General features: G+C 69.4%; 21 protein-coding genes and 1 pseudogene. 16 read left to right on the plus strand and 6 right to left on the minus strand.

Going from position 1 to position 25025, the window contains the following annotated elements:
- Positions 1–18 precede the first annotated feature (18 nt).
- Positions 19–1128 carry a Nickel transporter NicT gene (nicT, locus tag ABTY98_RS25360; RefSeq protein ID WP_352223245.1) on the plus strand — a complete coding sequence of 370 codons (1110 nt, stop codon included), beginning with the start codon at positions 19–21 and terminating at the stop codon, positions 1126–1128.
- An 83-nt stretch (positions 1129–1211) separates the two neighbouring features.
- Here nicT and ABTY98_RS25365 read toward each other — a convergent pair whose 3' ends face one another.
- Positions 1212–1427 (minus strand): hypothetical protein, encoded by a 216-nt coding sequence (locus ABTY98_RS25365; RefSeq protein ID WP_352223246.1) that lies wholly within the window; start codon positions 1425–1427, stop codon positions 1212–1214.
- Positions 1428–1770: 343 nt separating this feature from the next.
- On the opposite strand from ABTY98_RS25365, the gene ABTY98_RS25370 reads away from it, so the two are divergent.
- Both ABTY98_RS25370 and ABTY98_RS42395 read left to right on the plus strand, forming a co-directional pair.
- Positions 1771–2337 carry a recombinase family protein gene (locus tag ABTY98_RS25370; protein WP_352223270.1) on the plus strand — a complete coding sequence of 189 codons (567 nt, stop codon included), beginning with the start codon at positions 1771–1773 and terminating at the stop codon, positions 2335–2337.
- 123 nt (positions 2338–2460) lie between these two features.
- A complete protein-coding gene (locus ABTY98_RS42395) occupies positions 2461–2586 on the plus strand; it encodes a hypothetical protein (protein ID WP_502994339.1) in 126 nt (41 codons plus the stop codon).
- A gap of 465 nt (positions 2587–3051) precedes the next feature.
- Here ABTY98_RS42395 and ABTY98_RS25380 read toward each other — a convergent pair whose 3' ends face one another.
- The 3 genes from ABTY98_RS25380 to ABTY98_RS25390 form a co-directional block, all read right to left on the minus strand.
- Positions 3052–4332 (minus strand): amidohydrolase, encoded by a 1281-nt coding sequence (locus tag ABTY98_RS25380; protein ID WP_352223247.1) that lies wholly within the window; start codon positions 4330–4332, stop codon positions 3052–3054.
- A 48-nt stretch (positions 4333–4380) separates the two neighbouring features.
- Complete coding sequence (locus tag ABTY98_RS25385) at positions 4381–5022, minus strand: trimeric intracellular cation channel family protein (protein WP_352223248.1); 642 nt, start codon at positions 5020–5022, stop codon at positions 4381–4383.
- 211 nt (positions 5023–5233) lie between these two features.
- The gene (locus ABTY98_RS25390) at positions 5234–6184 is read right to left on the minus strand and encodes a lactate/malate family dehydrogenase (RefSeq protein ID WP_352223249.1); all 951 of its coding nucleotides are present in this window, start codon (positions 6182–6184) and stop codon (positions 5234–5236) included.
- Positions 6185–6442: 258 nt separating this feature from the next.
- Here ABTY98_RS25390 and ABTY98_RS25395 point away from each other — a divergent pair, with 258 nt between their 5' ends.
- From ABTY98_RS25395 to ABTY98_RS25430, 8 genes are all read left to right on the plus strand, one after another.
- Entirely contained in the window at positions 6443–6613 is a 171-nt protein-coding gene (locus ABTY98_RS25395) for a hypothetical protein (protein WP_352223250.1), read from the plus strand.
- Between the two features lie 257 nt (positions 6614–6870).
- Positions 6871–8070, plus strand: a complete 1200-nt coding sequence (locus tag ABTY98_RS25400) for a PP2C family protein-serine/threonine phosphatase (RefSeq protein WP_352223271.1) — start codon at positions 6871–6873, stop codon at positions 8068–8070.
- A 321-nt stretch (positions 8071–8391) separates the two neighbouring features.
- Complete coding sequence (locus tag ABTY98_RS25405; protein WP_352223251.1) at positions 8392–8592, plus strand: hypothetical protein; 201 nt, start codon at positions 8392–8394, stop codon at positions 8590–8592.
- A gap of 26 nt (positions 8593–8618) precedes the next feature.
- On the plus strand, positions 8619–9305 hold the full coding sequence (locus ABTY98_RS25410) for a response regulator transcription factor (RefSeq protein ID WP_352223252.1): 687 nt from the start codon (positions 8619–8621) through the stop codon (positions 9303–9305).
- Between the two features lies 1 nt (position 9306).
- Entirely contained in the window at positions 9307–10629 is a 1323-nt protein-coding gene (locus tag ABTY98_RS25415; RefSeq protein WP_352223253.1) for a sensor histidine kinase, read from the plus strand.
- A gap of 216 nt (positions 10630–10845) precedes the next feature.
- Complete coding sequence (locus ABTY98_RS25420; RefSeq protein WP_352223254.1) at positions 10846–14949, plus strand: Pls/PosA family non-ribosomal peptide synthetase; 4104 nt, start codon at positions 10846–10848, stop codon at positions 14947–14949.
- Between the two features lie 8 nt (positions 14950–14957).
- The gene (locus ABTY98_RS25425) at positions 14958–16367 is read left to right on the plus strand and encodes an aspartate aminotransferase family protein (RefSeq protein WP_352223255.1); all 1410 of its coding nucleotides are present in this window, start codon (positions 14958–14960) and stop codon (positions 16365–16367) included.
- Positions 16368–16398: 31 nt separating this feature from the next.
- A complete protein-coding gene (locus ABTY98_RS25430) occupies positions 16399–17682 on the plus strand; it encodes an aspartate kinase (RefSeq protein ID WP_352223256.1) in 1284 nt (427 codons plus the stop codon).
- A 62-nt stretch (positions 17683–17744) separates the two neighbouring features.
- On the opposite strand, the gene ABTY98_RS25435 is transcribed toward ABTY98_RS25430, so the two are convergent.
- Positions 17745–17957, minus strand: a complete 213-nt coding sequence (locus tag ABTY98_RS25435; protein WP_352223257.1) for a hypothetical protein — start codon at positions 17955–17957, stop codon at positions 17745–17747.
- On the opposite strand from ABTY98_RS25435, the gene ABTY98_RS25440 reads away from it, so the two are divergent.
- From ABTY98_RS25440 to ABTY98_RS25460, 5 genes and pseudogenes are all read left to right on the plus strand, one after another.
- Complete coding sequence (locus ABTY98_RS25440; RefSeq protein ID WP_352223258.1) at positions 17952–18455, plus strand: hypothetical protein; 504 nt, start codon at positions 17952–17954, stop codon at positions 18453–18455. The genes ABTY98_RS25435 and ABTY98_RS25440 overlap by 6 nt on opposite strands.
- Positions 18456–19087: 632 nt before the next feature.
- Positions 19088–19633 (plus strand): hypothetical protein, encoded by a 546-nt coding sequence (locus ABTY98_RS25445; protein WP_352223259.1) that lies wholly within the window; start codon positions 19088–19090, stop codon positions 19631–19633.
- A gap of 3 nt (positions 19634–19636) precedes the next feature.
- On the plus strand, positions 19637–20548 hold the full coding sequence (locus ABTY98_RS25450) for a DUF998 domain-containing protein (RefSeq protein WP_352223260.1): 912 nt from the start codon (positions 19637–19639) through the stop codon (positions 20546–20548).
- Positions 20549–21230: 682 nt separating this feature from the next.
- Positions 21231–22364, plus strand: a complete 1134-nt coding sequence (locus tag ABTY98_RS25455; RefSeq protein WP_352223261.1) for a site-2 protease family protein — start codon at positions 21231–21233, stop codon at positions 22362–22364.
- A 126-nt stretch (positions 22365–22490) separates the two neighbouring features.
- Positions 22491–22698: pseudogene (locus ABTY98_RS25460) on the plus strand (GTP cyclohydrolase I); the annotation flags it as partial.
- A gap of 169 nt (positions 22699–22867) precedes the next feature.
- On the opposite strand, the gene ABTY98_RS25465 reads toward ABTY98_RS25460, so the two are convergent.
- Positions 22868–24820: an APC family permease gene (locus ABTY98_RS25465; RefSeq protein ID WP_352223262.1), complete on the minus strand. Its 1953-nt coding sequence runs from the start codon at positions 24818–24820 to the stop codon at positions 22868–22870.
- Positions 24821–25025 lie beyond the last annotated feature (205 nt).

Consider the following 25025-nt stretch of genomic DNA (forward strand, 5'->3'; position numbering starts at 1 on the left):
GTGCTGGAGCGTGACCGGATGACCCTGCCCAAGACATCCCTGCCCGAGATCAGGCCCTCAGCGTTCCGCTGGCGGCGCGAGGACACCGTCAAGACGATCGGGCTGATGGCGGTGATCGCCGCCCTGCATGCCGCCGCCTTCGGCATTCTGTTCCTTCTCGTCGTCCCCGAGCACTACGAGGTCGGGTCCAAGGCGTTCGGCATCGGGCTCGGCGTCACCGCCTACACCCTCGGCATGCGGCACGCCTTCGACGCCGACCACATCGCCGCGATCGACAACACCACCCGCAAGCTGATGGCCGACGGCAAACGGCCGGTGTCGGTGGGGTTCTGGTTCGCGCTCGGGCACTCCAGCGTAGTGGTCGCGATGGCCGCGCTGGTGGCGGGCGGTGCCCAGCTCGCGGGCACGCTCATGAACGACGACTCCCGCACCCACCAGACGCTCGGCATCATCGGTACGACCGTTTCCGGGTCCTTCCTCTACATCATCGCCGCCCTCAACCTCGTGGCCCTGCTGGGCATCCTGAAGGTGTTCCGGGCGATGCGGGTCGGGACGTACGACGAGGCGGAACTCGAACAGCACCTGGATTCCCGCGGGTTCATGAACCGCATCCTCGGACGGCTCACCAAGTCCATCACCCGCCCAGGCCAGATGTACCCCCTCGGCTTCCTCTTCGGCCTCGGCTTCGACACCGCCACCGAGGTCACGCTGATGGTGATGGCCGGCTCGGGCGCGGCGGCGGGCCTGCCCTGGTACGCGGTCCTCAGCCTGCCGCTCCTCTTCGCCGCCGGCATGAGCCTGTTCGACACCCTCGACGGCACCTTCATGAACTTCGCCTACCAGTGGGCCTTCTCGAACCCGGTCCGCAAGGTCTTCTACAACCTCGCCATCACCGGCCTGTCCATCGCTGTCGCCTTCTTCATCGGCACGATCGAGCTCGTCGGTGTCCTGCACGACAAGTTGGATTTGAGCGACGCGGTCACGGGCTGGATCTCCGGCCTCGACCTGGGCAACGTCGGCTACGTCATCGTCGGCCTGTTCATGGTCGTGTGGGTGGCGGCGGTGGCGTACTGGAAGTTGGCGAAGGTCGAACAGCGGTGGGCGGCCCGTCGGGTCGAGGGCGGCTGACATTCCGCGACCGAACCGCCGGCGGGCCGGGAAGCCTCGACGCTTCCCGGCCCGCCGTGCCTCCCGTGCCCCAGGCGTACGTCTCAGGGCTGGGCGATGCCGTCCAGCTTGCCCGCCTTGGCGTCGGAGACCAGGTTGGAGAACTGGTCGAAGCTCATCTGGACGCGCTGGCCGAAGTCGTCGGTCAGGACGATCCGCTGTTCGGCGGGGGCTTTCGGATCGACGAAGAGCTGGGGACAGCCGCAGTCGCACTCGCCGCAGAATGTCGCGACGGGTTCCAGTCCGTTGGTGTCGGTCATGGTGCTCCACCTCCGTGGGCGTGGGACAGCGAGGCGCCGGCGGCCGGCGGTCGCGGGGCTGCTCGGGAGATACCCCGCCTGCGCCGGATGGACGCGCGCCCTCGGTGCGTGCGGAGGTGCGACAGGTCGCGGCGTGCGCTTGTGCGCCCTCGGCGCTTCCGCTGCTTCGATTCCGCCGCAAGAGCCGGGAACTGAACGGTGCCCGCATCCGACTCGTATGGAGGAGGCAGGTTGACCGGGTAGGACGCGGGCGGTGGTGTCGAGTTCGCCGGGTACCACCAGGAAGTCGGAGGTGTTGTGAAGATCAGCACCCGGGTACGACCGCCCCCGGTTCGAGGAGGCGCTGAGGACGGCGCGGGAGGTCAAGGCACACGCCGCGCGCTGCAGGGTCATCTTTACCGTGTACGAGATGAAGCGGCTCGGCCGGGACGCCGCCGAGCTCACCGCGCTCGCTGATCACCTCACCGCGCACGGCTTGGTCCTGGAGATGCTCGCCGGGCCGTTGCCCGGTCTCTACGACCCGACTGGGCCGGGCAGGCTGCTGTTCGCGTTCTTCGCCGCGATGGCGGAGACCGAGCGGGAGAACATCCGCGAGTCGGCCCTGGAAGGGCTCGACACCGCGGCCCGCAAGGGCAAGCACGGCGGTCGGCCGCCGGTCATCACCGACGACATGCTCCGCCGCCGCGCGGGCGGTGAATCTGTCGAGCAGATCCAGCCCGACTTGATCATCCCCACCGGCAAGCGCAAGGGGCAGAACCCCTCGGTGGCCAGCATCTACCGGGCGCTCGCCGAACACGCCAAGCGCGAGGCGTACCCCGAAGCCGTCCAAGCTGCGCACGCAGACTCCGCTGCCCTCCAGGCCGGCGAACTCCCCGGCCCACGCACGGCGACGACCGAACCCGCTCGGTGACACGGCACCGTGTCAGCCACCACCGCCCAAGAGCGTGCCTGCCGGGCAGGCCGAACTGTTCGGCGTCCGGCGCCACCGCGTGATCTTCACCGACAGCCTCTTCGTCCTGGCCAGGCCGAGCCGATGCACCGCGAACACGCCGTCATCGAAGAGGTCTTCGCCGACCTGGAAGGCTCCGCGCTCGCCCACCTGCCCTCGGGGAAGTTCACTGCGAAAGCCGCCTGGCTGACCCTGGCCGCCACCGCCTAAAACCTCCACCCGCACGAGCGGCCACCTCGCCTCCGCCTTCCATGCCAGGGCGAGGACCGGCACCATCCGTCGCCACCTGATCAACATCCCCGCCCGGATCGCCACCGGAGCCCGCCGCATCACCCTCCACCTGCCCGAACCCGCCGCATCACCCTCCACCTGCCCGAACGCTGGCGCTGGGCCGACGACTTCACCGACCTGTGGAAAGCCACCGGCCAGCGCATGCTCACCTTTGCGTTCTTGGTTTTTGCGTATCGCGCCCTCGGGCGGGCAGGGAGTTCCGCAAGGAACGAAACCACGGCCAGGGGCGGAGCGCGTGCTGGCAGACCCCTCCAGGTGACCGAGTGCGTCCACCACGGCCTGCCCGCACTCCTCGACGGAGGTGTTGAAGCGCCGGCGCGGTGGGCCGCCGGGGCGGTCGATTGCTGCTGTGCTGCGGCATCACAGGTGAAACGGCCGGAAGGCTCATCGGCTTGTACGGCCCGGTTTTCCGAGGTGGGTGAGCGCCGCTGTGACCAGGGCCTGGACGCCGGTGTCCAGTGTGGGCTGCAGGACGGGGGCGAAGCGGGGGCTGTGGTTGGCCGGGATCTCCTGGGCCACGGTGCCGCGTTGCCGTGCGGCCTGGTAGGTGTCCGGATCGACACAGCCCAGGGCCCAGTAGGTGTACGGGGTGCCGAAGGCGTCCGGGATCCGGCTGAAGTCCTCGCTGGCGCTCTGTAGCTCGGCAGTGACGGCGCGCTCTGCGAACATCGCGGCGAAAGCGGCGGAGACCTCGTGGGTGACCGCGTCGTCGTTGACGGTCGGCGGGAAACGGGTGCCCTCCTCGATCTGCGGCGCGCGAGTCGCCCCGGAGGCGTCACACTCGGCATGGGCGATGCGCCGCACGGCGGCCAGGACGGCGCGCCGGGTCTCGTCGTCGTAGGTGCGCACGTTCACCAGCAGTTCGGCCGACTCCGGAATCACGTTGCCGCTCGTGCCCGCCTGGACGGAGCCCACAGTGACCACGGCCGGCTGGGTGGCGGCCAGCTCGCGCGAGACGATCGTCTGGAGACGGACGACGATCATCGAGGCGATCACCACGGGGTCGATGGCGGCCTGCGGTGCCGAGCCGTGAGCGCCCCGGCCATGGACAGTGATCTTCACGTTGTCCGCCGCGGAGAGAAAGGACCCGGCGCGCGTGCCGACCTGACCGGCCGGATAGGGAAGCACATGCTGGGCGAGCGCGACATCTGGGCGGGGAACACGGTCGGTCAGCCCATCAGTGAGCATCCGGTCAGCACCGTCCCCCGGCTCTTCAGCAGGCTGGAACAAGGCCACCAGCGTGCCCTGCCACGCCCTCCGTTCAGCGGCCATGAGCCGCGCGGCCCCCAGCAGGCAGGTGACGTGCATGTCGTGACCGCAGGCATGCGCCACAGGCACCCGCCGGCCCGAAGCGTCCGTGGCTTCGGCCGCGCTGGCGTAGGGCAGACCTGTCTCCTCCAGAACAGGCAAGGCATCCATGTCGGCCCGCAGCAAAACGGTCGGCCCTTCGCCGTCGGCCAGCACACCGACCACACCGGTGCCGCCGATCCCCTCCTGCACCCGGTAGCCGCAGTTCCTCAGGCGCTCCGCCACACCGGCCGCGGTGCGGTGCTCCTGGTGTCCCAGCTCGGGGTGGGCGTGCACATCCTTGTAGACGTCTTCGAGGTCGGACCGGATGTCATCGAGCCCGGCCAGAACAGCAACTGCGGAGTCTTTGGGTGTCATGGCTGTCTACTCCTGCATCTCGGTGGGTGAGCGCAGCGCCCGTTCCTGTCAGGGATCCCGGTCCTTGGTCGACCCCGGCCGCCAGTCGCGGCTGTTCGGCAGCTTCCAGCCCCAGTGGGACGCGGCCAGCCGCAGCGAGATACCGACCGTGATTCCGGCCAGGACGCCTACGGTGGGTGCGCCGAACCGGCTGCAGACCACCATCACCCCGCTCACCGCGATCGCGACGGTCGCGTACAGCGGGGTGCCGCCGAAGATGGAAGGGGTCCGCGCGAGCAACACGTCCCGGATGGCCCCGCCGCCAACCGCTGTGATGGTGCCCAGCAGCACGGCCGGCAGCCAGCCCAGGCCGACCGCGAGTGTCTTCTGCGCGCCGGCGACCGCCCAGACGCTGAGCGCCGAGGCGTCCAGGAGGTTGAAGGCCCAACCGGAGGTGGGGCGGCTCAGATCGGCTACGAAGGCCAGCAGGGTGCCGGCGGTGGCGACCGTGAGATAGGTGTAGTCGGTCAGGGCCACAGGTGTGCCGTGCTGCAGCAGGGTGTCGCGGAGGATTCCGCCGCCCAGGCCGGAGACGATGCCGATGACCAGGAAGCCGAACAGGTCCAGACGACGGGCTCGGGCCAGCACGCCGCCGAGGGTGCCGTTGGCGAATACCCCGCTCAGGTCCAGCGCCCGGGTCAGCTCGGTCACGCTCTCTGGAGACAACGACCGGGCCACGGACACCAGCGTCTCCCTTCACACTTCCACCATCGAAGCAGCCAAAGGCGCCACGTGCCCGCCGGGCATGGCATGCGAGGCAGCTTCTCCAGCCACTGGCCGGCCGGACTGCGACTGTGGTGTCCGTTCGCAGGTCAGGTGACCTATGGGTAGGGAAATCCGGCGGGATCTGGCGCGTTGCCGCTCAGGTCGTCCCGATGGAAATGGCCCGCTCAGCGGCTGCGCGCAGGACCTCGACACTCTCGGCCAGGGCCTGATGCTCTTCGGACGTCATGACGGGTTCGTGCATCTGCTGTACGCCGCCGGCGCCGAGAACGCTCGACAGGGACAGCGTGACTTTGTGCCGAGAGGAGTAGGCGGCGACGGGCAGCACCGCGCGTTCATCGCGCAGGACTGCCTCGACGAGGCGGGCGGAGACAGCGCCGATGCCGTACTGGCTCGCGCCGGTGCCCTCGATGATGGTGATGTTCGCGTAGCGGATGTCGCGCTCGACCTCCTTGCGGATGTCCTCGACGGAGCGCCCGTCCTGGCCCAGCAGGTCGCCGACGGGGATGCCGCCGACGGTCGCCGAGGACCACAACAGCACCTCGGAGGTGCCGTGTTCGCCCACCACCAGGGCCTGCACATCACGCGGCCGGACCCGCAGGCGGTCGGCCAACTGGACGCGGAATCGCAGGCTGTCGATCACGGTCCCGGTAGAGAACACCCGGTCATGTGCGGCCACCTGCCGGGTGAGGTCGGCCAGCGGGTCCGGTGGGTCGGTGACGACCATCAGCACCGCCTCGGGCGCGACCGTGACCACCTGCGGAACGATTTCGGCGAAGACCTCGGCGTTGGTCTCCAGCAGTCGCAGGCGCCCCTTGGGGTCGGACCGGTCGGTGGCGCCGCCGGCCTTCTCGTTGACACCGGCAGTGATCACGACGATCGCAGTACCGGCCAGGTCTTCGTAACCGCCGGAGCGTACGTCGACCGTGGGTGACAGCGGCGCCGCATAGCGCAGATCGCTGGCGACGCCGTCGGCGCGGGCAGTGTCGCGGTCGACCAGCACGATCTCCCGGCAGCTTCCACCGCGTTCGACCAGGGACAGAGCGGTTGCCGACCCGACCGCGCCCACCCCTACCACTGCGACCTTCATATCTGCTCCTCAGGAGGGCGGCCGGGCGTGGGCACGCCAACCTCCGGGGACACTGCGAACGGGGTGCGGCGAGACTTCGCCGGCCGGAAACGGGGATGCGTTGTAGAGGACGGCCCGCACCGGACCGTTGGCCGCCCGGTCACCGCCACGCGGGGCAGTCCCTGCCGAGCGAGCGCTTCCCGATCAAGCGTAGGGCGGGAGTTCGATACCCGCCACTACGCCTGGACCGAGCACTACGCCATAGTCGCCCTTTCCGAGATGGACGACGTGCTTCACCACGTCCGGGTTGTTTTGCCGGCGCTCGCCGGGCTAGCCATCGGTGGATTCGCTCCCGGCGGGCACCTGCCCGTGCTGCTGCTCGCGGTCTATGCCTGCGGCCTCCTCGCAGTCTTGTTCTCCGGCCGTCCGCCGTCGGGACGGACAGGCTGAGCGCCGACAGCGCACCAGCGAGATCAGCACGGCGGCCGCGAGGACCTGCTCCAGGCCCCGGTGGCCCAGCTGCCGGCCGCCCGGGCGGCCGAGAGGGCGCGGGAGGGAGGGCTGTTCGCTCCCGCGGCTGGATCCGGCCCCCAGTTCTGCGCCGGGGTGCCTCACCGCCGGCGATGCTGGGCAGGTCCACCGAGGGCAGTTGGCATGAGGGGCTGCTCGGTTCGCGCATCGTGCCGCCACCGGGCACCGTGGAGGTCATGGGCTCCTGGCAGCTGCACTTCGCCGGCGGCGCACAGCTGTGGCGATCGCGTCACGTGCTGCTGTTGATCCCGGTCGGGCTCGTTGTCCTGATCACAGTTGCTGATGTTTTCGCGCCTGCCGACATCGTCCTCGGTCCCCTGCTGGTGATCGCGCCCGCGATCACCGCTTGGGGTGAAGGCCCCTGGACCACGGGGGGCATCGGCGCCCTGGCCGTGGGGGCGCAGGCGTTCATCGGTTGGCGTTCAGGCATGCTGTTCTCACGTGGCGTGATCGTGCAGGTGATCGCCCTTGCGCTGCTCTCGTCGCTGGTCGTGGCTCTGTGCGTGGTCCGCGACCGGCGTCGGCGCGAACTGTCCCAGGTGCGGTCGGTCGCCGAGGCCGCCCAGCGGGTCCTGCTGTGGCCGCTGCCACGCCGCCTGGGCGCTCTGCGGATCGCGTCCGTCTACCTGGCCGCCGAGGACGAAGCGTCGATCGGCGGGGACCTGTACGCGGCCACCCGCATCGGGAGCGGGGCCCGCTTCTTGATCGGCGACGTGCGGGGCAAGGGTCTGCCCGCGATAGGGGAGGCCGCCTTGCTGCTCGGCGCCTTCCGCGAGGCCGTCCACCACAACGCCTCGCTGCCTGCACTCGCCGCGTCCCTTGAACGCAGCGTCACCCGCTACCTCGCCGACTTCGAGCCCGAGGAAGAGGCCGGGGAACGCTTCGTCACCGCCCTGCTGCTGGACGTCCCCGACGACGAGCCGATCGCACGGGTGACCAGCTGCGGACACCTGCCGCCCTTACTGCTCGGTCCAGGGACCGCCGCGGTGCTGCCGGATCTCAGCCCGACGCCGCCGCTCGGCGTCGGCTTGACCGACTCCGAGAGCGCCGTCAACGTGCTGCCCTTCCGGCCCGGCGACACCCTGCTGCTGTACACCGACGGCGTCATAGAGGCCCGCGACCACCATGGCCTCTTCTATCCGCTGGCGGAACGCGCTGCCCGGTGGGCCGAGAATCAGCCCACCGTCCTGCTGGACCACCTCCTGCGGGACCTCCTCACCCACACCGGCGGGCGCCTCGGCGATGACGCCGCTCTCATCGCCATCCGTCGCACTGCCAGCACGAAGGCCCGTGCCGACACCAACAGCTCCGCAACATCGTCGCAATTCCGGAAGCGCACGTACTCACACGCCGGCGAACGGCCCGGACACGCGTGAACTTGCGGTCGGCCACCCGCCGGACCGCTGGACATGCTGCTGTGCTGGGTCGCGCTACTGCTGATCCGCGTTGCCGAGCGCCGCACCGAGTGGACCTGGCCCAAGCTCGCCGCCGAACTCGGCCGGATCCACCAGGTCACCTTCCCGCCCTGGCCAGCAGCCTCCAGCAGGCCACCCGCCTCACCGACATCCAGGCCAAACTCTTCAAGGACTGCAGCGTGTCACTTTCGCCAACGATGAGCGGCCTCAAGATCCGCGAATAGCCCCTGAGCTGAGAAAACGCACCCCGGAGCCGTGGGCGAACGGCTTGAGGGCCGCCTCATGCCCAGCGCCGCAGGTCGCGCCCCATGGTCAGCCCACCCGCATGCCCACCAACTGCTGCTCGTCCTGCTCGGTGCGGTCGCCGGGCTGCCGCTGCTGCGCAGTGGGCTGGACCGGATGCCCCGACTCGGGGCGGATTTCGGTATGGCGGCCGGGGGTGCCTTCGACGCGAGAAACAGTGGCTTCGCAAGTGGTGGGTAGAAGGCTGTCCGGTTAGCGTGATGGGCGTGGCACGGATCGTGATCGTGGAGGACGACGCCGCCATCGGGCCCAAACTCGCCGCCTCGCTGCGGAGCGTCGGCGGCCATGACACCGAGTGGTGTCAGGACGGCAAGGCCGCGCTGACCAGGACCACCGGAGGCGCCGTCGATCTGGTGCTGCTGGACTTGGGACTGCCGGACGTGGACGGCTTTGAGCTGTGCCAACGGCTGCGGGACCGCTTGCCCGACGCGGTGGTGGTGGTGCTGACCGCCCGGACCGACGAGATGGACGTCATCCAGGCACTGGAGTCGGGCGCGGATGACTATCTGACCAAGCCGTTCCGGTTGGCCGAACTGGAGGCCCGTGTCACGGCGCACCTGCGGCGCGCCACGGACGGAAGCGGCGCGGCGGACGCGCGCATCACGCATGGCGAGTTGGTGGTCGACCGCGCGGCGCGACGCTGTCTGACGCCGAAGGGTGAGGTGGAGCTGCGGCCGAAGGAGTTCGACCTGCTCGCGGTGCTCACCGCCTCGCCGGGGCAGGCGGTGAGCCGAGAGGAGCTGATGAGCCGGGTCTGGGACGAGAACTGGTTCGGCTCGACCAAGACTCTCGATGTGCATGTCGCGGCGCTGCGGCGCAAGCTGGGCGGCCTGGTGCACATCACGACGCTGCGGCACTTCGGCTACCGCCTCGAAGTCCCACCGGAGAGCTGAGGTGCGCCGCCGGATCCTGCATGCCACGGTCGTGGCGGTGGTGTGTGCCGTGCTGTTGTTCGCCGTCCCGCTGGCGGTGGCGGTGCTGCGCCTGTACCGGCAGGACGAGATCGGCGAACTGGAGCGGATCGCCAACCGTACGGCGCTCGCCGCTCCCATGTTTGTCCCGGATTTCGATCCTCGGGAGCTGCCACGTGTGGGGCCGGGCACGCAACTCGCGGTGTACGACACCGCCGCTCGCCTGGTGACCGGTTCGGGGCCGGGTGTCGGTGACGCCCTGGTGCGGGCGGCGCTGAGGGGCTCTGTGCAGTCCGGCCAGACGGGCGGGAGACTGGTTGTGGCGGTGCCGGTGGGTTCTGCGGAGCGGGTACGGGGGGCAGTGCGGGTCAGTCGTACGGCCATGTGGCCATCGCACCGGGCCGTGCTCGCGTGGCTGAGTATGGGCGGGCTGGCGGCGGTAGCCGTCGGAGCGGCGGCTCTGGTGTCCCTGCGGTCCAGCAGACGTCTGGCCCAGCCGTTGGAGGCGCTGGCGGCGACCGCGCGCCGCCTGGAGAGCGGAGATCTGACCGCACGGGCCGTGCCGTGCGGGTTACCGGAGGCCGATGAGGTCGGAATTGCTCTGAATCGCGCCGCTGAGCGGCTCGACCGGCTCTTGCAGAGAGAGCGTGCGTTCAGCGCCGATGCCTCTCATCAATTGCGGACGGCGCTCGCCCGGACACGCCTGGAACTGGAGAGCGAACTCGCCGCCTGCCCGCCCTTCGACCCGCGCGCCGCGATGCGGGCGGCGCTGGAGTCGTTGGACCGCATGACGACCACCATTGACGACTTGCTGGCCCTGGCGCGAGACGTACCGGAACGGGCTCCGCTCGACGTGGCCGCCCTCCTTGCGGAGACCCGAAGGAGGTGGCGGGGCGACCTGGAGGCGGCGGGCCGCTCGCTGCAGGTCGTCGTCGAGGACGACCTGCCTGCCGCGGTCGGCTCGCGGCAAGCCGCTCGTCAGGTGCTCGATGTGCTCCTGGCCAACGCAGCGACCCATGGCCGGGGAGCGGTTACCGTACGGGCCAGGGATGCCAACGGGGTGCTTGCCGTCGATGTCGAGGACCAGGGACCGGGCCTGCCCGAGGATCAGGACCTCTTCGCCCGCCGCCCTGCGGGAGAGGAGCACGGCATCGGGCTGACGCTGGCCCGCTCACTGGTCGAGGCCGAGGGAGGACGGCTGTTCGTCTCCCGGCGGGCCCCGCATCCCTGCTTCACCTGGCTCATCGCCGCGACGACAGGCACTGAAGCCCCCAGATCATGTGCCGACACTACTCCGAAGCCGTGACGGGAACGGCACTGCACGGTAAGAGCTGCGTCCGCGGCCATTCGGGTGCAATTGGCAGCCGTTCATGTCTTAACCGCTGCCTAACCTGCCGCGCAGCGGACGCTAACCCTGTCCTTCCTAACGTGGTGATTGTCGGTGGAACCCGGCACGACGAGGCGCCGCCGACCGGTCGTCGGGCAGCAGGCCACGAATCCGCTGCGCTTGGAGACGGTGGCGATGACAGAGCAGGCGGAACTCTCCCTCCTTGACGGGGCCGACCCCGCTGTGAAGAGGCCGTCGGGCTGTGACGGTGGATGGACCCGTGTTCGGCTCCTGAGCCAGTGCTTCGAGCGTGCATGTGACGCGAACCCGTCGAGCACCGCCGTGGTGTGCGGCGCGGAGCGGGTCAGCTATGCGGAGCTCGACCGGCGGGCGAATCGTCTGTGCCGGTTCCTGCTGGCGCGTGGGGTGGTGCCGGGCGACCGGGTCGGTATTCTGCTGGACCGGTCGATAAGCACCTACATCGCACTTCTCGCGGTGATCAAGTCCGGTGCGACCTACGTGCCGCTCGATCCGGCTTTCCCGGCCGACCGCCTGGAGTTCATCGTGCGGGACTCGGCGCTGCGAGAACTCGTGACGACGTCGTCCTTCGCCGACCGCACCGGGCGCGTGCCCTGCGCTGTTCTGGACCTCGACCACGTGGGGGACCAGCCGGCCGCGCTGCCTGACACCAGACCGGGGGTCGAGGTCGACCCGTCGTCGGCGTGCTACGTCATCTACACGTCGGGTACGACCGGCCGCCCCAAAGGAGTAGCCGTCTCCCATGCGAACGTCGTCAACTTCCTGCGGGTGGTCACCCCGATCTACCGCATCGACTGCGAGGATCGGGTCTACCAGGGCCTCTCGATCGCCTTCGACTTCGCGCTCGAGGAGATCTGGCCTGCATGGATCGCGGGAGCCACGCTGGTGGCGGGGCCGGCCGGGGGCCGGATCGCCGGACCCGACCTAGGCTCCTTCCTGACCGAGCACGAGATCACGGTGCTGTGCTGCGTGCCCACCCTGCTCGCCACCCTCGAACCGGACCTGCCCCATCTGCGCACCCTGCTCCTGAGCGGAGAAGCCTGCCCCGCCGACCTGGTGGGCCGCTGGTGGCGCCCGGATTTGCGCATCCTCAACGCCTACGGTCCGACCGAGACCACGGTGACCGCCACCTGCGGCGAGCCGGACCCGCACCGGCCCGTGACCATCGGCACCCCGCTGCCCACGTACCGGGTCTACCTTCTCGACGAGGCGCTGCACGCGGTCCCCGCGGGGGAGCCCGGAGAGATCTGCATCGGCGGCCCCGGCGTGGCCATCGGTTATGTCAACCGCCCTGACCTCACCGCGGAACGGTTCGTGCCCAACCCGATCACGAGGGACCGCGCGGAAGCCCCCCGGATCTACCGCACGGGAGATCGCGGCCGCCGCACCACGACCGGCGAGCTCGAATATCTGGGCCGCGTCGACACGCAGGTGAAGATCCGTGGCTACCGCATCGAACTCGCCGAGATCGAGGAGGTGCTGCGCGAGGACGAGGCGGTTGAGAACGCCGTCGTCACCCCGCTTGAGCGCCACAGCAGCGCAGAGAGTCTCGTCGGCTACATCACCCTCGACGACACGTCGGACGCCGTGTCCGAAGAGGACCTGCGCGAGCGACTGCGTGCACGGTTGCAGCGCAGACTCCCCGGCTACATGGTGCCCGCCTTCGTCGAGGTCCTTTCTGCGTTCCCCCTACTGGCCGCGGACAAGGTCGACCGTGCCGCGCTGCCGGCCCCGGTTTCGCCCCCGCTCGCCCGGCACTCGCGACCGCGCATCACCCCTGTGACACCGCTGCAGCACCGGCTGGCCGCGCTGTGGGCCCAGGTTCTCGATTACCGCGAGATCTCCCTGGAGGACGACTTCTTCTGCGATCTGGGGGGCCACTCCATGACCGCCGCCCGTCTGATCTCGCGGATGCGGCAGGACCCGCAGCTCCAACAGGTGGCCATGAGGGATCTGTACGACCACCCCACCCTCGAGAGCCTGGCTTCCTTCGTGGCGACGGCCCGCGCCGCGGAGCCGACAGCCGAGCGAGCCGCCTTGGAGGCTGCCCCGGCTTCCCTCCACCACTCCACGCTCCGGGTGATGGCCTGCGGTGCGGCACAGATCGCCGGACTGTACCTGTGGTTGCTCCTGCCCAGCCTCGCCATAGTCGTGCTGTTCTACCGGTTGTTCCGTTCCTGGCACGTCCCGCAGCCGACCTTCACAGCCGGACTCCTGGCCCACCTCGTCCAGATGCCGGTCTCGACGTTCACGCTGCTGGAGGCGGGGTGGCTGGCGATCACCCTGTTCGTGCTGCCGCTGCCGGTGAGCCGACTGCTGCTGGCCGGCGTGCGCCCTGGGCGCTATCCCCTGTGGGGTGTCACATACTGGCGCTTCTGGCTGCAGAGCAAGCTGCTCGCGCTGACACCGTTGCGGCTGCTGGCCGGTTCCCCGCTGCTTTCTCCGTGCCTGCGGCTGCTCGGCGCTCGTGTCGGCAGGAACTGCCATCTTCAGGCGGTTCTCGCGCCTCCCAGCCTGCTCGAGATCGGCGAGGGGACGAGCATCGGTTACGGGGCCCGGCTGCAGACCTACGTGGTCGAGGCCGGCTGGCTGCGGCTGGGGACGGTCCGGATCGGCTCGGAGTGCTTCGTCGGGACCAACAGTGTGGTACTGCCCGGCGCCGTGATCGGTGACGGCGCCAGTGTCGGCGAGCAGTCGCTCGTGCCCGAGGACCACGTCGTGCCGCCGGGTGAGCACTGGGCCGGCGCCCCGGTAACCCGTCAGGATGCCGCGCCGGCTCTGCTCCGGGACATGGAGGGCCAGGCCGACGACCGGCCGTGGCCGCCCTGGGTACTCGCCGGGCACGTCGCGGGGGCGCTGCTGCTCGTGCTGGCGCCGGTGCTGATCTTCGGATGCGCCTTGGTGTTGGTCGAGTACACCGCATGGAGGTACGGCTTCGGACCGGCCATCGCATCCGCTGCGGCGGCCGGTCCCCTGGTCCCCTTGACCACTTGTGCGTTCGTCCTGATGGTCAAGCGCCTCGTGATGCCGGTCGCACACGCCGGGATCCATCGGGAGCGCAGTGGCTTCGGGGTCCGCAAGTGGGTCAGCGACGGCCTGATGCTCATCAGTCTGACCGTGACCCAGGCGTTGTACTCGACGCTGTATCTCGTCCCGTTCCTCCGTGGCACGGGCGCGCGGACGGGACGGTGGGCCGAGGTGGCGACCGTGAACTTCGTCGACCCCGACATGCTCGTCGTCGGCGACGGCAGCTTCCTTGCGGATGTCAGCGTCGTGGGGCCGGCGGTCTTCCACCGGGGCCGAACGGCCCTGGCGCCCGCGAAGATCGGGCGGCGGAGCTTCGTCGGAAACGGCGCGCTCGTGCCGGGTTCGTGCTGCCTGGGAGACAACAGCCTCCTCGGCGTCCATTCGCTGGCGCCGACCAGGCCGGCCGACCCGGAAACCACATGGCTGGGCTCCCCGGCGATCTTCCTGCCCCGCCGGGAGGCCAGCCAGGACTTCCCCTCGAAGCTGACCTACGCACCGACCAGAGGTCTGATCGCCGCGCGGTTGGCCATCGAGTACGTCCGAGTCACTCTCCCGGCGACCATCAGTGCCCTGGGCGCCCTCGGCGTTCTGTTCGCCGCGCTGTACCTGGTCAGAAACCTTTCACCCGCCGTGGTGATGCTGCTCGGTCCCGCGCTGCTCCTGGGAGCCGCCCTCGGATGCACCCTCGCCGCCGTGGCGGTCAAGTGGACGGTCGTCGGCCGGTACCGGCCGCGCGTCGAGCCGCTGTGGAGCATCTGGGTGCGGCGCACGGAGCTGGTCACCGGCCTGTACGAGAACCTCGTGGTGCCGGTGATGGTGAACTTCCTCACCGGTACGCCCTGGATGGCCGTGATCATGCGACTGTTCGGTGCCGACATCGGACGGCGTGTCTGGCTGACCACCACCTTCATGACCGAGTTCGACCTGGTCCACGTGGGCGACGACGCAGCCGTCGGGGAGTTCACCTCGTTGCAGACCCACTTGTTCGAGGACCGGGTGATGAAGATGGACCGGGTCATGGTCGGCACGGGCAGCTCGGTCGGCATCCGTTCCGTCGTCCTCTACCACGCGCAGGTCGGAGCCAGCGCATCCCTGGACGCGCTGTCCCTGGTGATGAAGGGCGAACGTCTGCCCGACGGCACCCGCTGGCGGGGCATCCCCGCCGCACCCCGCCACGACCGCGGACCGGCCGACAGCCCCGGCCCCGTTCGCGTCCCCCAGCGTTGCGAATGAGGCACCCCATGGCATCGTCACCACATACCGAAACACCTCTGCCGGCACGGCCGCACGTCACCGGTGACCTGCCCGGTCCGCGCTCCGCGGCGCTGCTGGCGCGCCAGGAGCAGTGGGAGTCACGAGCCCGCACCTACCCCCGTAGTCTGCCCGTCGCACTCACCAAGGGGTCGGGAAGCTTTGTCCAGGACGTCGACGGGAACGTCTTCATCGACTTCCTCGCCGGCGCCGGCGCGCTCTCACTGGGCCACAGCCACCCTGAGATCGTCCGGAGCGTGGCCCTGCAACTCGGCTGTCTCACCCATGGCCTGGACTTCCCCACACCGGTCAAGGACGCCTTCACCCAGGCCCAGCTGTCCATGCTGGCGCCCAACCTGCGCACGAGGATGAAGGTGCACTTCTGTGGACCGACAGGGGCCAACGCCGTGGAGGCCGCGATCAAACTCTGCAAGACGGCCACCGGCCGCGGCGGCGTCATCGCCTTCCATGGAGGGTTCCACGGCAGCACGCACGCGGCCATGGCCGTCAGCGGGCTGGTGTCCCAGAAGGCTCCCGTACCCGACGGCATGCCCGGCGTCCACTTCTTCCCCTACGGCTCCCTCGGCCCGTACCCCGCAGGTCCGGCCTGTGACAGCGGCCCCGTGGAATGCGCCGACTATTTGAACCGCGCCCTCACCGACGGCCTCGGTGGGATTCCGCTGCCCGCGGCGGTGATCATTGAGGTGGTGCAGGGTGAAGGCGGCGTGGTCATCGCACATCCCGAATTTCTCCGGCGCGTACGGGAACTCACCCGCGCCCTGGGCGTTCCCCTGATCGTCGACGAGGTGCAGACCGGCTGCGGGCGCACGGGAACCTGGTTCGCCTTCGAACAGTACGGCATCGAGCCAGACGTGGTCGTGGTGTCCAAGGCCCTGACCGGCATCGGTATCCCGGCCGCGATCCTGCTGTACAACACCGCGCTCGACACGTGGGCTCCCGGTGCCCACATCGGCACCTTCCGCGGTAACCAGTTGGCCTTCGCCGCCGGCGTCGAGACCATCCGCATCATCCGGCGGGACGACGTCCTGGGAAACGTCAGACGCAGGGGCGAGCAGGTCGCGAGCAGGCTCGCCGAACTCCTCTCCAACCCCTGGGTCCGTGACGTGCGGGGGCGCGGCCTGATGTGGGGCATCGAGCTCGACCATCCCGGCAACGGCCGACCCGCCGCCCAACTCGCGGCAGCCGTCCAGGCCCACGCGCTTCGGCACGGCCTCATCGTCGAACGCGGCGGGCGCGAGGACGCCGTCATCCGCATCCTGCCCCCGTTCAATGTCACCGCGGATGTGATCGAGACAGCCTGCGCGATCCTCATGGACGCCATCCACGTGTGCAGCTCACAAGCGCTCGCCCGATCCGGTCGGGGGCCCTCCCCTCGATGACGGATCGCAAAGCTGAGGAGGCCCTGACGCCGTGGCCCTCATCATCCAGAAATACGGTGGGTCCTCGATACCGACCATCGAGAGGATCAAGGACGTCGCCCGGCGCGTCGTAGCGACCCGCACCCGGGGACAGGACGTCGTGGTGGTGATGTCCGCCATGGGCGGCACCACGGATGAACTCCTGCGGCGTGCAAGGGACATCGCCTCCGGCCCGCCTCCACGCGAACTGGACGCTCTGCTGGCGACGGGCGAGCAAGCCTCCAACGCGCTGACCGCGATGGCGATTCATGCGCTCGGTGCTGAGGCGTGCTCCTTCACCGGCTGGCAGGCCGGCGTCATAACGTCCCCGGCGCACGGCGAGGCCGACATCGTAGACGTCCAGCCGCACCGGATCCGGTGCGCCCTCGATCGCGGTGTCATCCCGCTGGTCGCCGGGTTCCAGGGGCTGAGCCGCGAGAACGCCGACGTGACCACCGTAGGCCGCGGCGGATCCGACACCACCGCGGTCGCGCTGGCCGCCGCCCTCGAAGCCGACATCTGTGAGATCTACACCGACGTCAGCGGGGTGTACACCGCCGACCCGAAAGTCGTGCCGGAAGCTGGGCTCTTGCACCACCTCACTCATCAGCAGATGCGCGAGATGGCCGCCGGCGGCGCGAAGGTCCTGGCACTGCCCAGTGTGGACTACGCCGGTAAGCACGCGGTGACCCTCCACGTCCGGTCCTCCTACCACGACCGTCCCGGCACCGTCGTGTCCGGCGCGCCCGGCATCACGGCACACCGCCCGCCGGTCATCTCTGTCACCCACGACCCGTGCGTCGCGAAGGTCACCCTGACCGGCGTCCTTGAGCCGACGGTGGCGGTCGAGGCAGTCCGCGAGGCCATGGTCGCCGCCGGCATCGGTGCCGCCGTACTCCGCACCGCACCGGCATCGGACGGACGGAACGCCGACATCGCCCTGGCCCTGCCACGGACCGCTGTGGCCACCGGGCTGACCGCGCTGCGTACACATCGCACAGACATCGGATACGAGCACGTCATGTGCGACAGCCACGCCGCCACGGCCTCGCTCGTCGGATGCGGTCTCTCCATCTTCCCTGGAATTGTCGCAACGCTGCGCAGGACGCTGACCAACATCGGCGTGCCCTACACACCCATCGCCGTGACGGACACACGGATCTCCCTCCTGTGCCCTCCCTCGCGCCTTTTCGACGCCGTCCGCGCACTGCACAGGGCGTTCGTCGCCGGGCCTCTCTGCCAGCCCCTCTCACCGCCGATACCAAGGGTGGGCGTCCCCCTGGCCCTGCAACCGTGAGTCACGGCCACAGGCGCACCCAGCGACGTTCCTCGCGACGTGGCGCACGATGCGCGGATCGTTCAGCCGGCGCGGCCGAGTTGGACGGCTTTGATCAGGGGGAGTACGGCGGTCTGCTCAGCTGTCTGGGCAGGTGTGATCGGCTTGTCGCACTGGACGCCGCGCGCTGCGCAGTCCTGCGCCACGATGTCGGCCGAAGGAGCTTCGGTGCGCACTCGGTGCTCAGCCCAGGCGTGGTAGGCGTTGGCGCCCGGGATGCTGTCGCGCTGGTGCACGTACTGGGCAAGGGCGGCAGTATCGCGGTAGCAGCCGTGTTGCTGCTGCTGTGCAACGACCGGGCGGTTCTCGACCCCTGGGCCAACCCGCGCTGGCTCAACATCGTGGCGTCGGTCATCATCGCGGTCCTCCTGACGCTGTCCGGGATCCTCGTCGCGACGATCCTGTTCCCGGGGCTGGACACCACCCGGGTCGCGCTGTGGCTCGCCGGTGTCCTGGCCGTGGGACTGCTGGGCGCAGGCGTGGGGCTACGTGCCGTCCGCTCCCGCCGAGGCCCCGCCCCACCCCGGCCGCCGGAAATCCCTCGATCCGAACGCGAGAGCTGGCGCATGCCTCCCCTCGCCCTGCTGGAGCCGGTCGACTGGTCCCCCAGGCTCAAGCTCGGAATGAGCCTGCTCCACGGGTATCTGGTGATCGCCGTGCTGTTGCTGCTGGTCAAGGCCATCCAGCTCCGGCTGAGCTCGATCGGCGCAGGGCACACACGTACCAGGCCGTAAAGGAGCATCTGGCCGTCCTGGCCGCACGCTTGGAACGCCCTCTGCGCACTGGCGGTGCCCATCATGTCACGCGGCCGAAGACGGGGGGTGCCGATCAGCCGCGGAAGAAGCCGGGCCGCCCATCCCTGACCCTGTGCCATCCGGCTCACTGCCCCCCGTTGCCCGCCTCTGGTCGAAGCACACTGAAGTATCAACACGCGCGTGGCGGTGGTCAGCACTCATACGGACCCGACCACCAGCGATCGGCATGCATGCGGCAGTGCCCGGAAACGCATAGGCTCGGCCTACGGGGCCGGGCGGGCAAGAAGAACTGCCCGGGCGTACGTCTTGTGAACAGGGGGTCGTCCAAAGGCGGCGGCATGAGGAACCAGCTCTTCCTGGGCCCGACGGGCGCCGCAGGGGCGTGCCTGCGCCTCCAGGAGCATGAGCCGCCCGGTTCCATCTTCATCGACCGTACGGGTCAGTGCGTCGTGCTCGCGACCGCTTCGGCGGGTGGGATGTCGGGGCCGGCCTGCGCCGGCCATGGCCTCGTCGCAAGCGATCCCCGGCTTCTCCCACCTCCTCCGCCCGGCCAGTGGCCCTCCTGCGGCGCCAAGGCAGAATGCGGTCGGGCATCCGGCCGCGACGGACGCATGACCAGAGCCGATGCGGTCCGTGCCGCCGGGGCGATGACGCTGACCGGCTGGCCGTTGCTGGCTTTCGTGTGCGCGTTTTCGATTGCGTTGATCAGCGTGACGATGATCATGTGGAACCGCTGGCCGACAGGCTGGGCACTGGCGCCCCGGCAGGGGTGCCTGTTGCTTCTCATGGTCACCGGGGCCATCCTGGCGGCGGATGTCGTCAACCGCGAGTTCGGTTTCTACGCCTCCTTCGACGACCTCCTCGGCCGACTGCCGTCCGTCGCCGTGATGCCCTGCCCCGGCAGGAGCCGCGGTACGTCTCCCGGGCTGGTACGCGGCCGGATCGAGCGCGTTCGTCCGACCGGTTCCGTCTCCGGCATCTCCCGCGACGCGCTGGTCGACCTCCGCGCCGCGTACGTGGCACCAGCCGCTGTCCACGGGCACTTCCCAGTGATCGGACTGTTCTGGTCCAAGGCATGCCCAACCGCGTTCGAATGGCTCGTCGGCCACCTCCCGGTGCCCACGCCCTCCCTTTCACCCCGAGACCTGGGTGGGTGAGCCATGGCAAACCCGTCAGGACTTCACACCCGGACCCACGCCTTCCGGCTCGGCGCCGTCGTCGGGACGATCGGCGCACTCGCCTACAGCTCGTTCATGCTGGAAGCCTTTCTCCACACGGGCCTGAGCCCCCTGAACTCCTACGTCAGCGAACTGTCCGTCGCCGGCAGGCCGTACGCGTTCGTCTTCCGCACCGGTGACATCACCGCGGGCTGCGGCCTCCTGGTCCTGGCCGTGGCCCTTGCCCGGCGCCTGCCCGCCAGACGCCCGCGCGCCGGTGGATGCGTGGCTCTGGCCGTCACTGCGGCAGCCTCGATCATCGATGGTCTGTGGCCCATGTCCTGCGCTCCGTCCACCGACCCCGTCTGCCGCGGGGCCGACCGCGCCGACCTGGGCCAGCAGCTCCGCCAGGTCCACACCCTGTCGAGTCTGGCGGAATTCACCGGTGCGATCGTCGCCATGCTCCTGCTGGGCACGGTCCTTCACCGCGCCGGCCACCGCCGCCAGGCCCGGTGGAGTCTCGCCGCAGGCGTCCTCGTCGCCGCACTCGGGGCACTGGAGATCGTCATGGTGCTCACGGGACTGCGCTGGGTCGGCCTGCCCGAACGCCCACAGATCCTGCTGGTCTCGGCCTGGTGCGCCGCCATCGCGCGCTTCCTTGTGCACCTATCTCCTGCGTCGGCACCTCGGCGTGATGCGGCGGTGCCCCCTGACCGCATGCCTCTCACACGCGTCCACCGAATCAGGCCCGGCCGGTCACGTGTGCAACAGGCGTTGGTCAGATGGTCAGCCGGGACACCGGGCTCCTGCAACAGACGGTCCGGCCCCGCCACCCCGCTCCCACGCAAAGCGGTCACTGTCGCCGGGGGCCGTACCGGCCGCGCCCGGTCAATCCGCAACCGACGACGACCCTAGTCACGGCCTGGTTGCGGAGTGATGATGGAGGCGTGACGGGAGGCTCCGATGTGGATGCTGCTTCCTCCGCACCACAGTGATCGTATGGTGGCTTTTCTGCCGCCGGTGTGGACGAAGTACGTCGTCGTGGCCGCTGTCGTGCTGGCTGTCGCCTTTGTCGCACTGATCGTCGGCACGAGGGTGCGACAGGCCCGTGTCCGGCCGTTCAGGCATCCCCAGGTCCGGACCGCCGAGCCGGTCGACAGGTCGTGGTTCACCCCCCACACCCTGGACGGCTTCCCCGAGGAGGCGGTCCGCGCCGCTCTGAAGGACCCGGGCGCACCGCCCCTCGACCGCCTGTATGCCGCGTGGGTTCTGGCCACACGCATCCACGGGATAGACGCCGTATGGCTGGAAAGGAACCTGGACCTCCCTGCCGACACGGCGCACCTGATCGGCGAGGCCGCTGAATCGAAGCATGCTGAATCGAAGCATCGGGAACTGGCGTCGCGAGAAGACCGCGACGAGTCCACAGGGACGCCGCTCGGCAGGGTGCCGTTTCCGCCTTTTTCATGTGGGGCTTGGCCGCGGACTCACACCTCTCACACGAACATCCCAGGTGGCCGGGCGGCGCCCTCGGCGTTGGCCGGAGAGCGGCCGCCGCCGGTCCGTCCCGGGCCGGACCGAGCAGGGGAGAGACGCTGTGCGGGCGACCTTCACGCTGGGGAGGATCGCGGGAGTCCGGATCGGGATCCACTGGAGCGTGCTGCTCATCTTCGGCATCATCGCGTTCGGCCTCGCGCAGGGCCGTCTCCCTCACGAGTATCCGGGCCATGCCCCGGTGGTGTACTGGGCGGCGGGCCTTGGGGCTGCCGTGGTCTTCTTCGCCTCTCTGCTCGCCCACGAATTGGCGCACGCCGTGGTGGCGCGGCGCAACGGGGTGGTCGTGGACGACATCGTGCTGTGGCTGCTGGGCGGGGTGGCCCGGCTGAAGTCGGAGGCGTCGAGCCCGGGGGCGGAACTGCGGATCGCGGGTGTCGGCCCGCTGGTGAGCCTTCTGCTGGGCGGGCTCTTCCTCCTGGGTACCTGGCTGCTCGCCCTGGTGTCCGCGCCCGGGCTCCTGGTCGAGGTGGTGGCCTGGCTTGCGGGCATCAACCTGCTGCTCGCCGTCTTCAATGCCCTTCCCGCCGCTCCTCTCGACGGCGGGCGGCTGCTGCGCGCCTTCTTGTGGTGGCGTACGGGAGACCGGCTGCGCGCGACTGCCGGGGCCACCGCGGCGGGACGCGTCCTTGGCTGGCTGTTCATCGGGCTGGGGCTTGTGGTGTTCATGAGGGGCGGCGGGTTCGGCGGGCTCTGGCTGGCCCTGATCGGCTGGTTCCTCATCGTGGCCGCCACCGCCGAGGGACGACAGGCGCAGCTGCGCGGTGTGCTTGCCAGTGTCCCGGTGCGGGACGCCATGACAAGGGATCCGCTCACGGTACCCGCAGTCCTGACGGTCGCGGACCTGTTGGCCGACCCGCTGTACCGGTACCGGCACTCGGCGTTCCCGGTGACCGATCAGGACGGCGCACCGGTCGGACTGGTGACGCTGGACAGCGTCAGGCAGGTAACGCCTGAGACGAGCGGGACGGTGACGGTGGGCGAGGTGATGGTGCCGCTGTCACGAACCACCGTCACAAGCCCGGACGACTCACTGGCGGATCTGCTGCCCCGCATGGAGCCCGGCGCCGAGCACCGCGTCCTGGTGATGGACGAGGGAAGACTCGTCGGGATCCTGTCACTGTCGGACATCAGCCGTACGGTGACCTGGCTGATGAACCGCGCTCCGAGGCGGTAAGAAGTCGGTCTCGAAGCCGTGGGCAACGGCGTTTCGGCCGCGCACGTCGGCGTCGTCGGGGAGTTCGGCCACGTCCCGGAGGGCTGGGCACGAGACGTCCTGGCGCCGTTGCGCCGCCGGCTTGGCCAGGTCCAAGAACGCCTGACCAAGCAGGTCGCCGACTGGCTCCAGACCCACCTCGAACCCAGGCATCGGCGTGGTCATCGAAGCCGAACACGCCTGCGTGACCCTGCGCGGCGTCCAGGCCACCGGCTCCACCACCATGACCTCCACCCTGCTCGGCCTGCTCCGGACCGACGCCCGCTCCCGCAGCGATTTCCTCGACCCGACCGGCGCCACCCCACAATCCACTGCGCCACACACCGCTCGGCCCGGCATCGGCGGCATCCCAAGGGCCAGTGCCGTCCACGGCCACCCCGTCGGGGGGCCAGCCGGGGCCTGCCCGCACAGTCCCCACCGCGATGCCTTGCTGCAGCGGCCCGACGCTGATCAGTGCCAGTTACTCAGTCCAGGTCGGACAGGTGATCCGATTCCAGCGCTTGCACGGCGTGCGATGCGTTGAACGGCAGAATCGTCACGGCGATGTGGGGCAGCTGCTCCAGCGTCCTTGCCATCGTCTCGCCGGTGCCCCGGTGAAGGAGTTTGCCGAGGGGGCTGGCGTACATCCGCCGGGGCACGAGCACCGTCAGGGTTGTCTCCCCGTCCTGTGTGGTGCGGACGGCCAGTTCCCTCATCGCATGGCGCAGCCGACGGTCGGGGCAGGCCACCAGTTCCAGCTCAACCGAGGTCGCGGACGTCGCCTCCCAGACGGCGGCCAGCTGTTGTGCGTGCCTCTCATCGATGGCGAAGTGCACCGCCCGGACACTGTGGGGACGCAGCTCATGGGCGTACCGCAGGGCTTTCAGCGTGGCCAGGTCAAGCGTCTCGACGAGGACGAACACCTGATGGCGGCGTGTGTGCGGCCGGTCCGCGCCCGTGGGCAGCCGCTGCAGGGCAGCGGCCTCGTGGCGGTATTCGCGGTTGATTCGGATCAGTGCCCAGACTCCGAGCGGGAAGACCACGACGACCAGCCAGGCACCCTCGGTGAATTTCGTGACCGCGAAGATCAGCACGACAGCCGCGGAGATGATCGCCGCCAGCGCGTTGACCGTGATCTTCACCCGGCGCAAAAGCTCACGTCGGCGCAGGTGGTAGACGGTGAGACCGGCCCCGGCCATGGTGAAGGCGGTGAACACGCCGATCGCATAAAGGGCCACCAGCTTGTCCACGCTGGCGCCCGTGACGAGCAGCAGGGCCAGTGAGAGAGCGGTGAGCGCGATGATGCCGTTGGAGAACGCGAGTCGATGTCCGCGCCGGGTGAGCAGCCGTGGCAGGAACCGGTCCTGTGCGACGAAGCTGGCCAGGAACGGGAAGCCGGTGAAGGGGGTGTTGGCGCCGGTGTAGAGGATCAACGCGGTCGCCAGCTGGACGAAGACCAGCCCGATCGTCCCCACCGTCCCGTTCCCGAAAGCGAGCCGTGCCTCCTGTGCGATGACGGTTGGGGTGCCGTCGGTGTACGGGACGGCGTGCGTGTAGTGCGCCAGGGTGGAGACGCCCAGGACGAGGACGGCGAGCACGCAGCTCATGGTGATGAGGGTGCGCCGGGCGTTGCGGCCCTGGGGTTCACGGAAGGCGGAGATGCCGTTCGAGATCGCTTCCAGCCCGGTGAGGGACGAGCCGCCGTTGGCGAAGGAACGCAGCACGATGAAGATCGACGCCCCGTAGAGCCATCCGTCGCCGGGAGTCCCCAGTGGCACGACGCCGGGGGCATTCAGGTCAGCGTGCGGCAGCTCGCCCGTCAGTGCGCGTACCGCTGCCACGAGGAAGACCAGGCCCATGGCGGTCATGAAGAGATAGGCAGGCAGCGCGAACATCCGGCCTGCCTCGCGGACTCCGCGCAGATTCCCGTAGGCGAGCAGCACGATCACTGTCACGGAGACCGGCAACTGCAGATGGTCCAACCCCGTCCAGCCGTTGCCGGCCAGATGGGCGAGTGAGATCAGGGCGTTCGTGCCGGCCGATACCTGGACGGCAACGGTGACGATGTAGTCGACGAGCAGGGCCACGGCGGCGACCTGTGCGACGTCCGGCCCGAAGTTCTCCCGGGCCACCACGTAGGAGCCGCCGGCCCTGGTGTAGATGGTGACGACATCGCTGTAGCAGAGCGTCAGAAGCAGCAACACCAGCAGGATCGCACCAGTCACCGGCATGACCATGGTGAAGGCGGCTGCTCCGACGACAGGCACGAGGACGCGGAGCATCTCCTCGGAGCCATAGGCCGACGAGCTGATGCAGTCGGACGCGAGTACCCCGAGCGCCGTCCGGTTGCCCAGTTTCTCCTCACGGACACGTTCTGTGGTGAGCGGCTTGCCAAGCAGACGTCGCTTGACGCGGTACATCGGCCGATCGAGGGTCATGCCGCTATCAGAACGGCCGGTTACTCCAGGACTGGGCAGGCATCACCGGCAGGCATGAGGTTCCCCTGCTGCGCGGGTGCGGATGACTAGCTGGTCAGGGCGGGTTGACGTGGTTTCAGGTTCACTTGTTCGGTCGTTGCCTGGTTGGCGTAGTGCTTCTCCTCGTACTCGATGGGGCTGAGGTAGCCGAGCCGTTTCTGGATGC

The sequence above is a fragment of the Streptomyces sp. NPDC096040 genome (genome assembly GCF_040303265.1).
Classification (GTDB): domain Bacteria; phylum Actinomycetota; class Actinomycetes; order Streptomycetales; family Streptomycetaceae; genus Streptomyces.

Excerpts from the sequence above, each read along its gene's own strand:
- nicT (WP_352223245.1), top strand. The coding sequence starts at position 19 with ATGACCCTGCCCAAGACATCCCTGCCCGAGATCAGGCCCTCAGCGTTC.
- ABTY98_RS25365 (WP_352223246.1), bottom strand. The coding sequence starts at position 1,427 with ATGACCGACACCAACGGACTGGAACCCGTCGCGACATTCTGCGGCGAG.
- ABTY98_RS42395 (WP_502994339.1), top strand. The coding sequence starts at position 2,461 with ATGCACCGCGAACACGCCGTCATCGAAGAGGTCTTCGCCGACCTGGAA.
- ABTY98_RS25380 (WP_352223247.1), bottom strand. The coding sequence starts at position 4,332 with ATGACACCCAAAGACTCCGCAGTTGCTGTTCTGGCCGGGCTCGATGAC.
- ABTY98_RS25390 (WP_352223249.1), bottom strand. The coding sequence starts at position 6,184 with ATGAAGGTCGCAGTGGTAGGGGTGGGCGCGGTCGGGTCGGCAACCGCT.
- ABTY98_RS25395 (WP_352223250.1), top strand. The coding sequence starts at position 6,443 with ATGGACGACGTGCTTCACCACGTCCGGGTTGTTTTGCCGGCGCTCGCC.
- ABTY98_RS25400 (WP_352223271.1), top strand. The coding sequence starts at position 6,871 with ATGGGCTCCTGGCAGCTGCACTTCGCCGGCGGCGCACAGCTGTGGCGA.
- ABTY98_RS25405 (WP_352223251.1), top strand. The coding sequence starts at position 8,392 with ATGCCCAGCGCCGCAGGTCGCGCCCCATGGTCAGCCCACCCGCATGCC.
- ABTY98_RS25420 (WP_352223254.1), top strand. The coding sequence starts at position 10,846 with ATGACAGAGCAGGCGGAACTCTCCCTCCTTGACGGGGCCGACCCCGCT.
- ABTY98_RS25425 (WP_352223255.1), top strand. The coding sequence starts at position 14,958 with ATGGCATCGTCACCACATACCGAAACACCTCTGCCGGCACGGCCGCAC.
- ABTY98_RS25445 (WP_352223259.1), top strand. The coding sequence starts at position 19,088 with ATGACCAGAGCCGATGCGGTCCGTGCCGCCGGGGCGATGACGCTGACC.
- ABTY98_RS25450 (WP_352223260.1), top strand. The coding sequence starts at position 19,637 with ATGGCAAACCCGTCAGGACTTCACACCCGGACCCACGCCTTCCGGCTC.
- ABTY98_RS25465 (WP_352223262.1), bottom strand. The coding sequence starts at position 24,820 with ATGACCCTCGATCGGCCGATGTACCGCGTCAAGCGACGTCTGCTTGGC.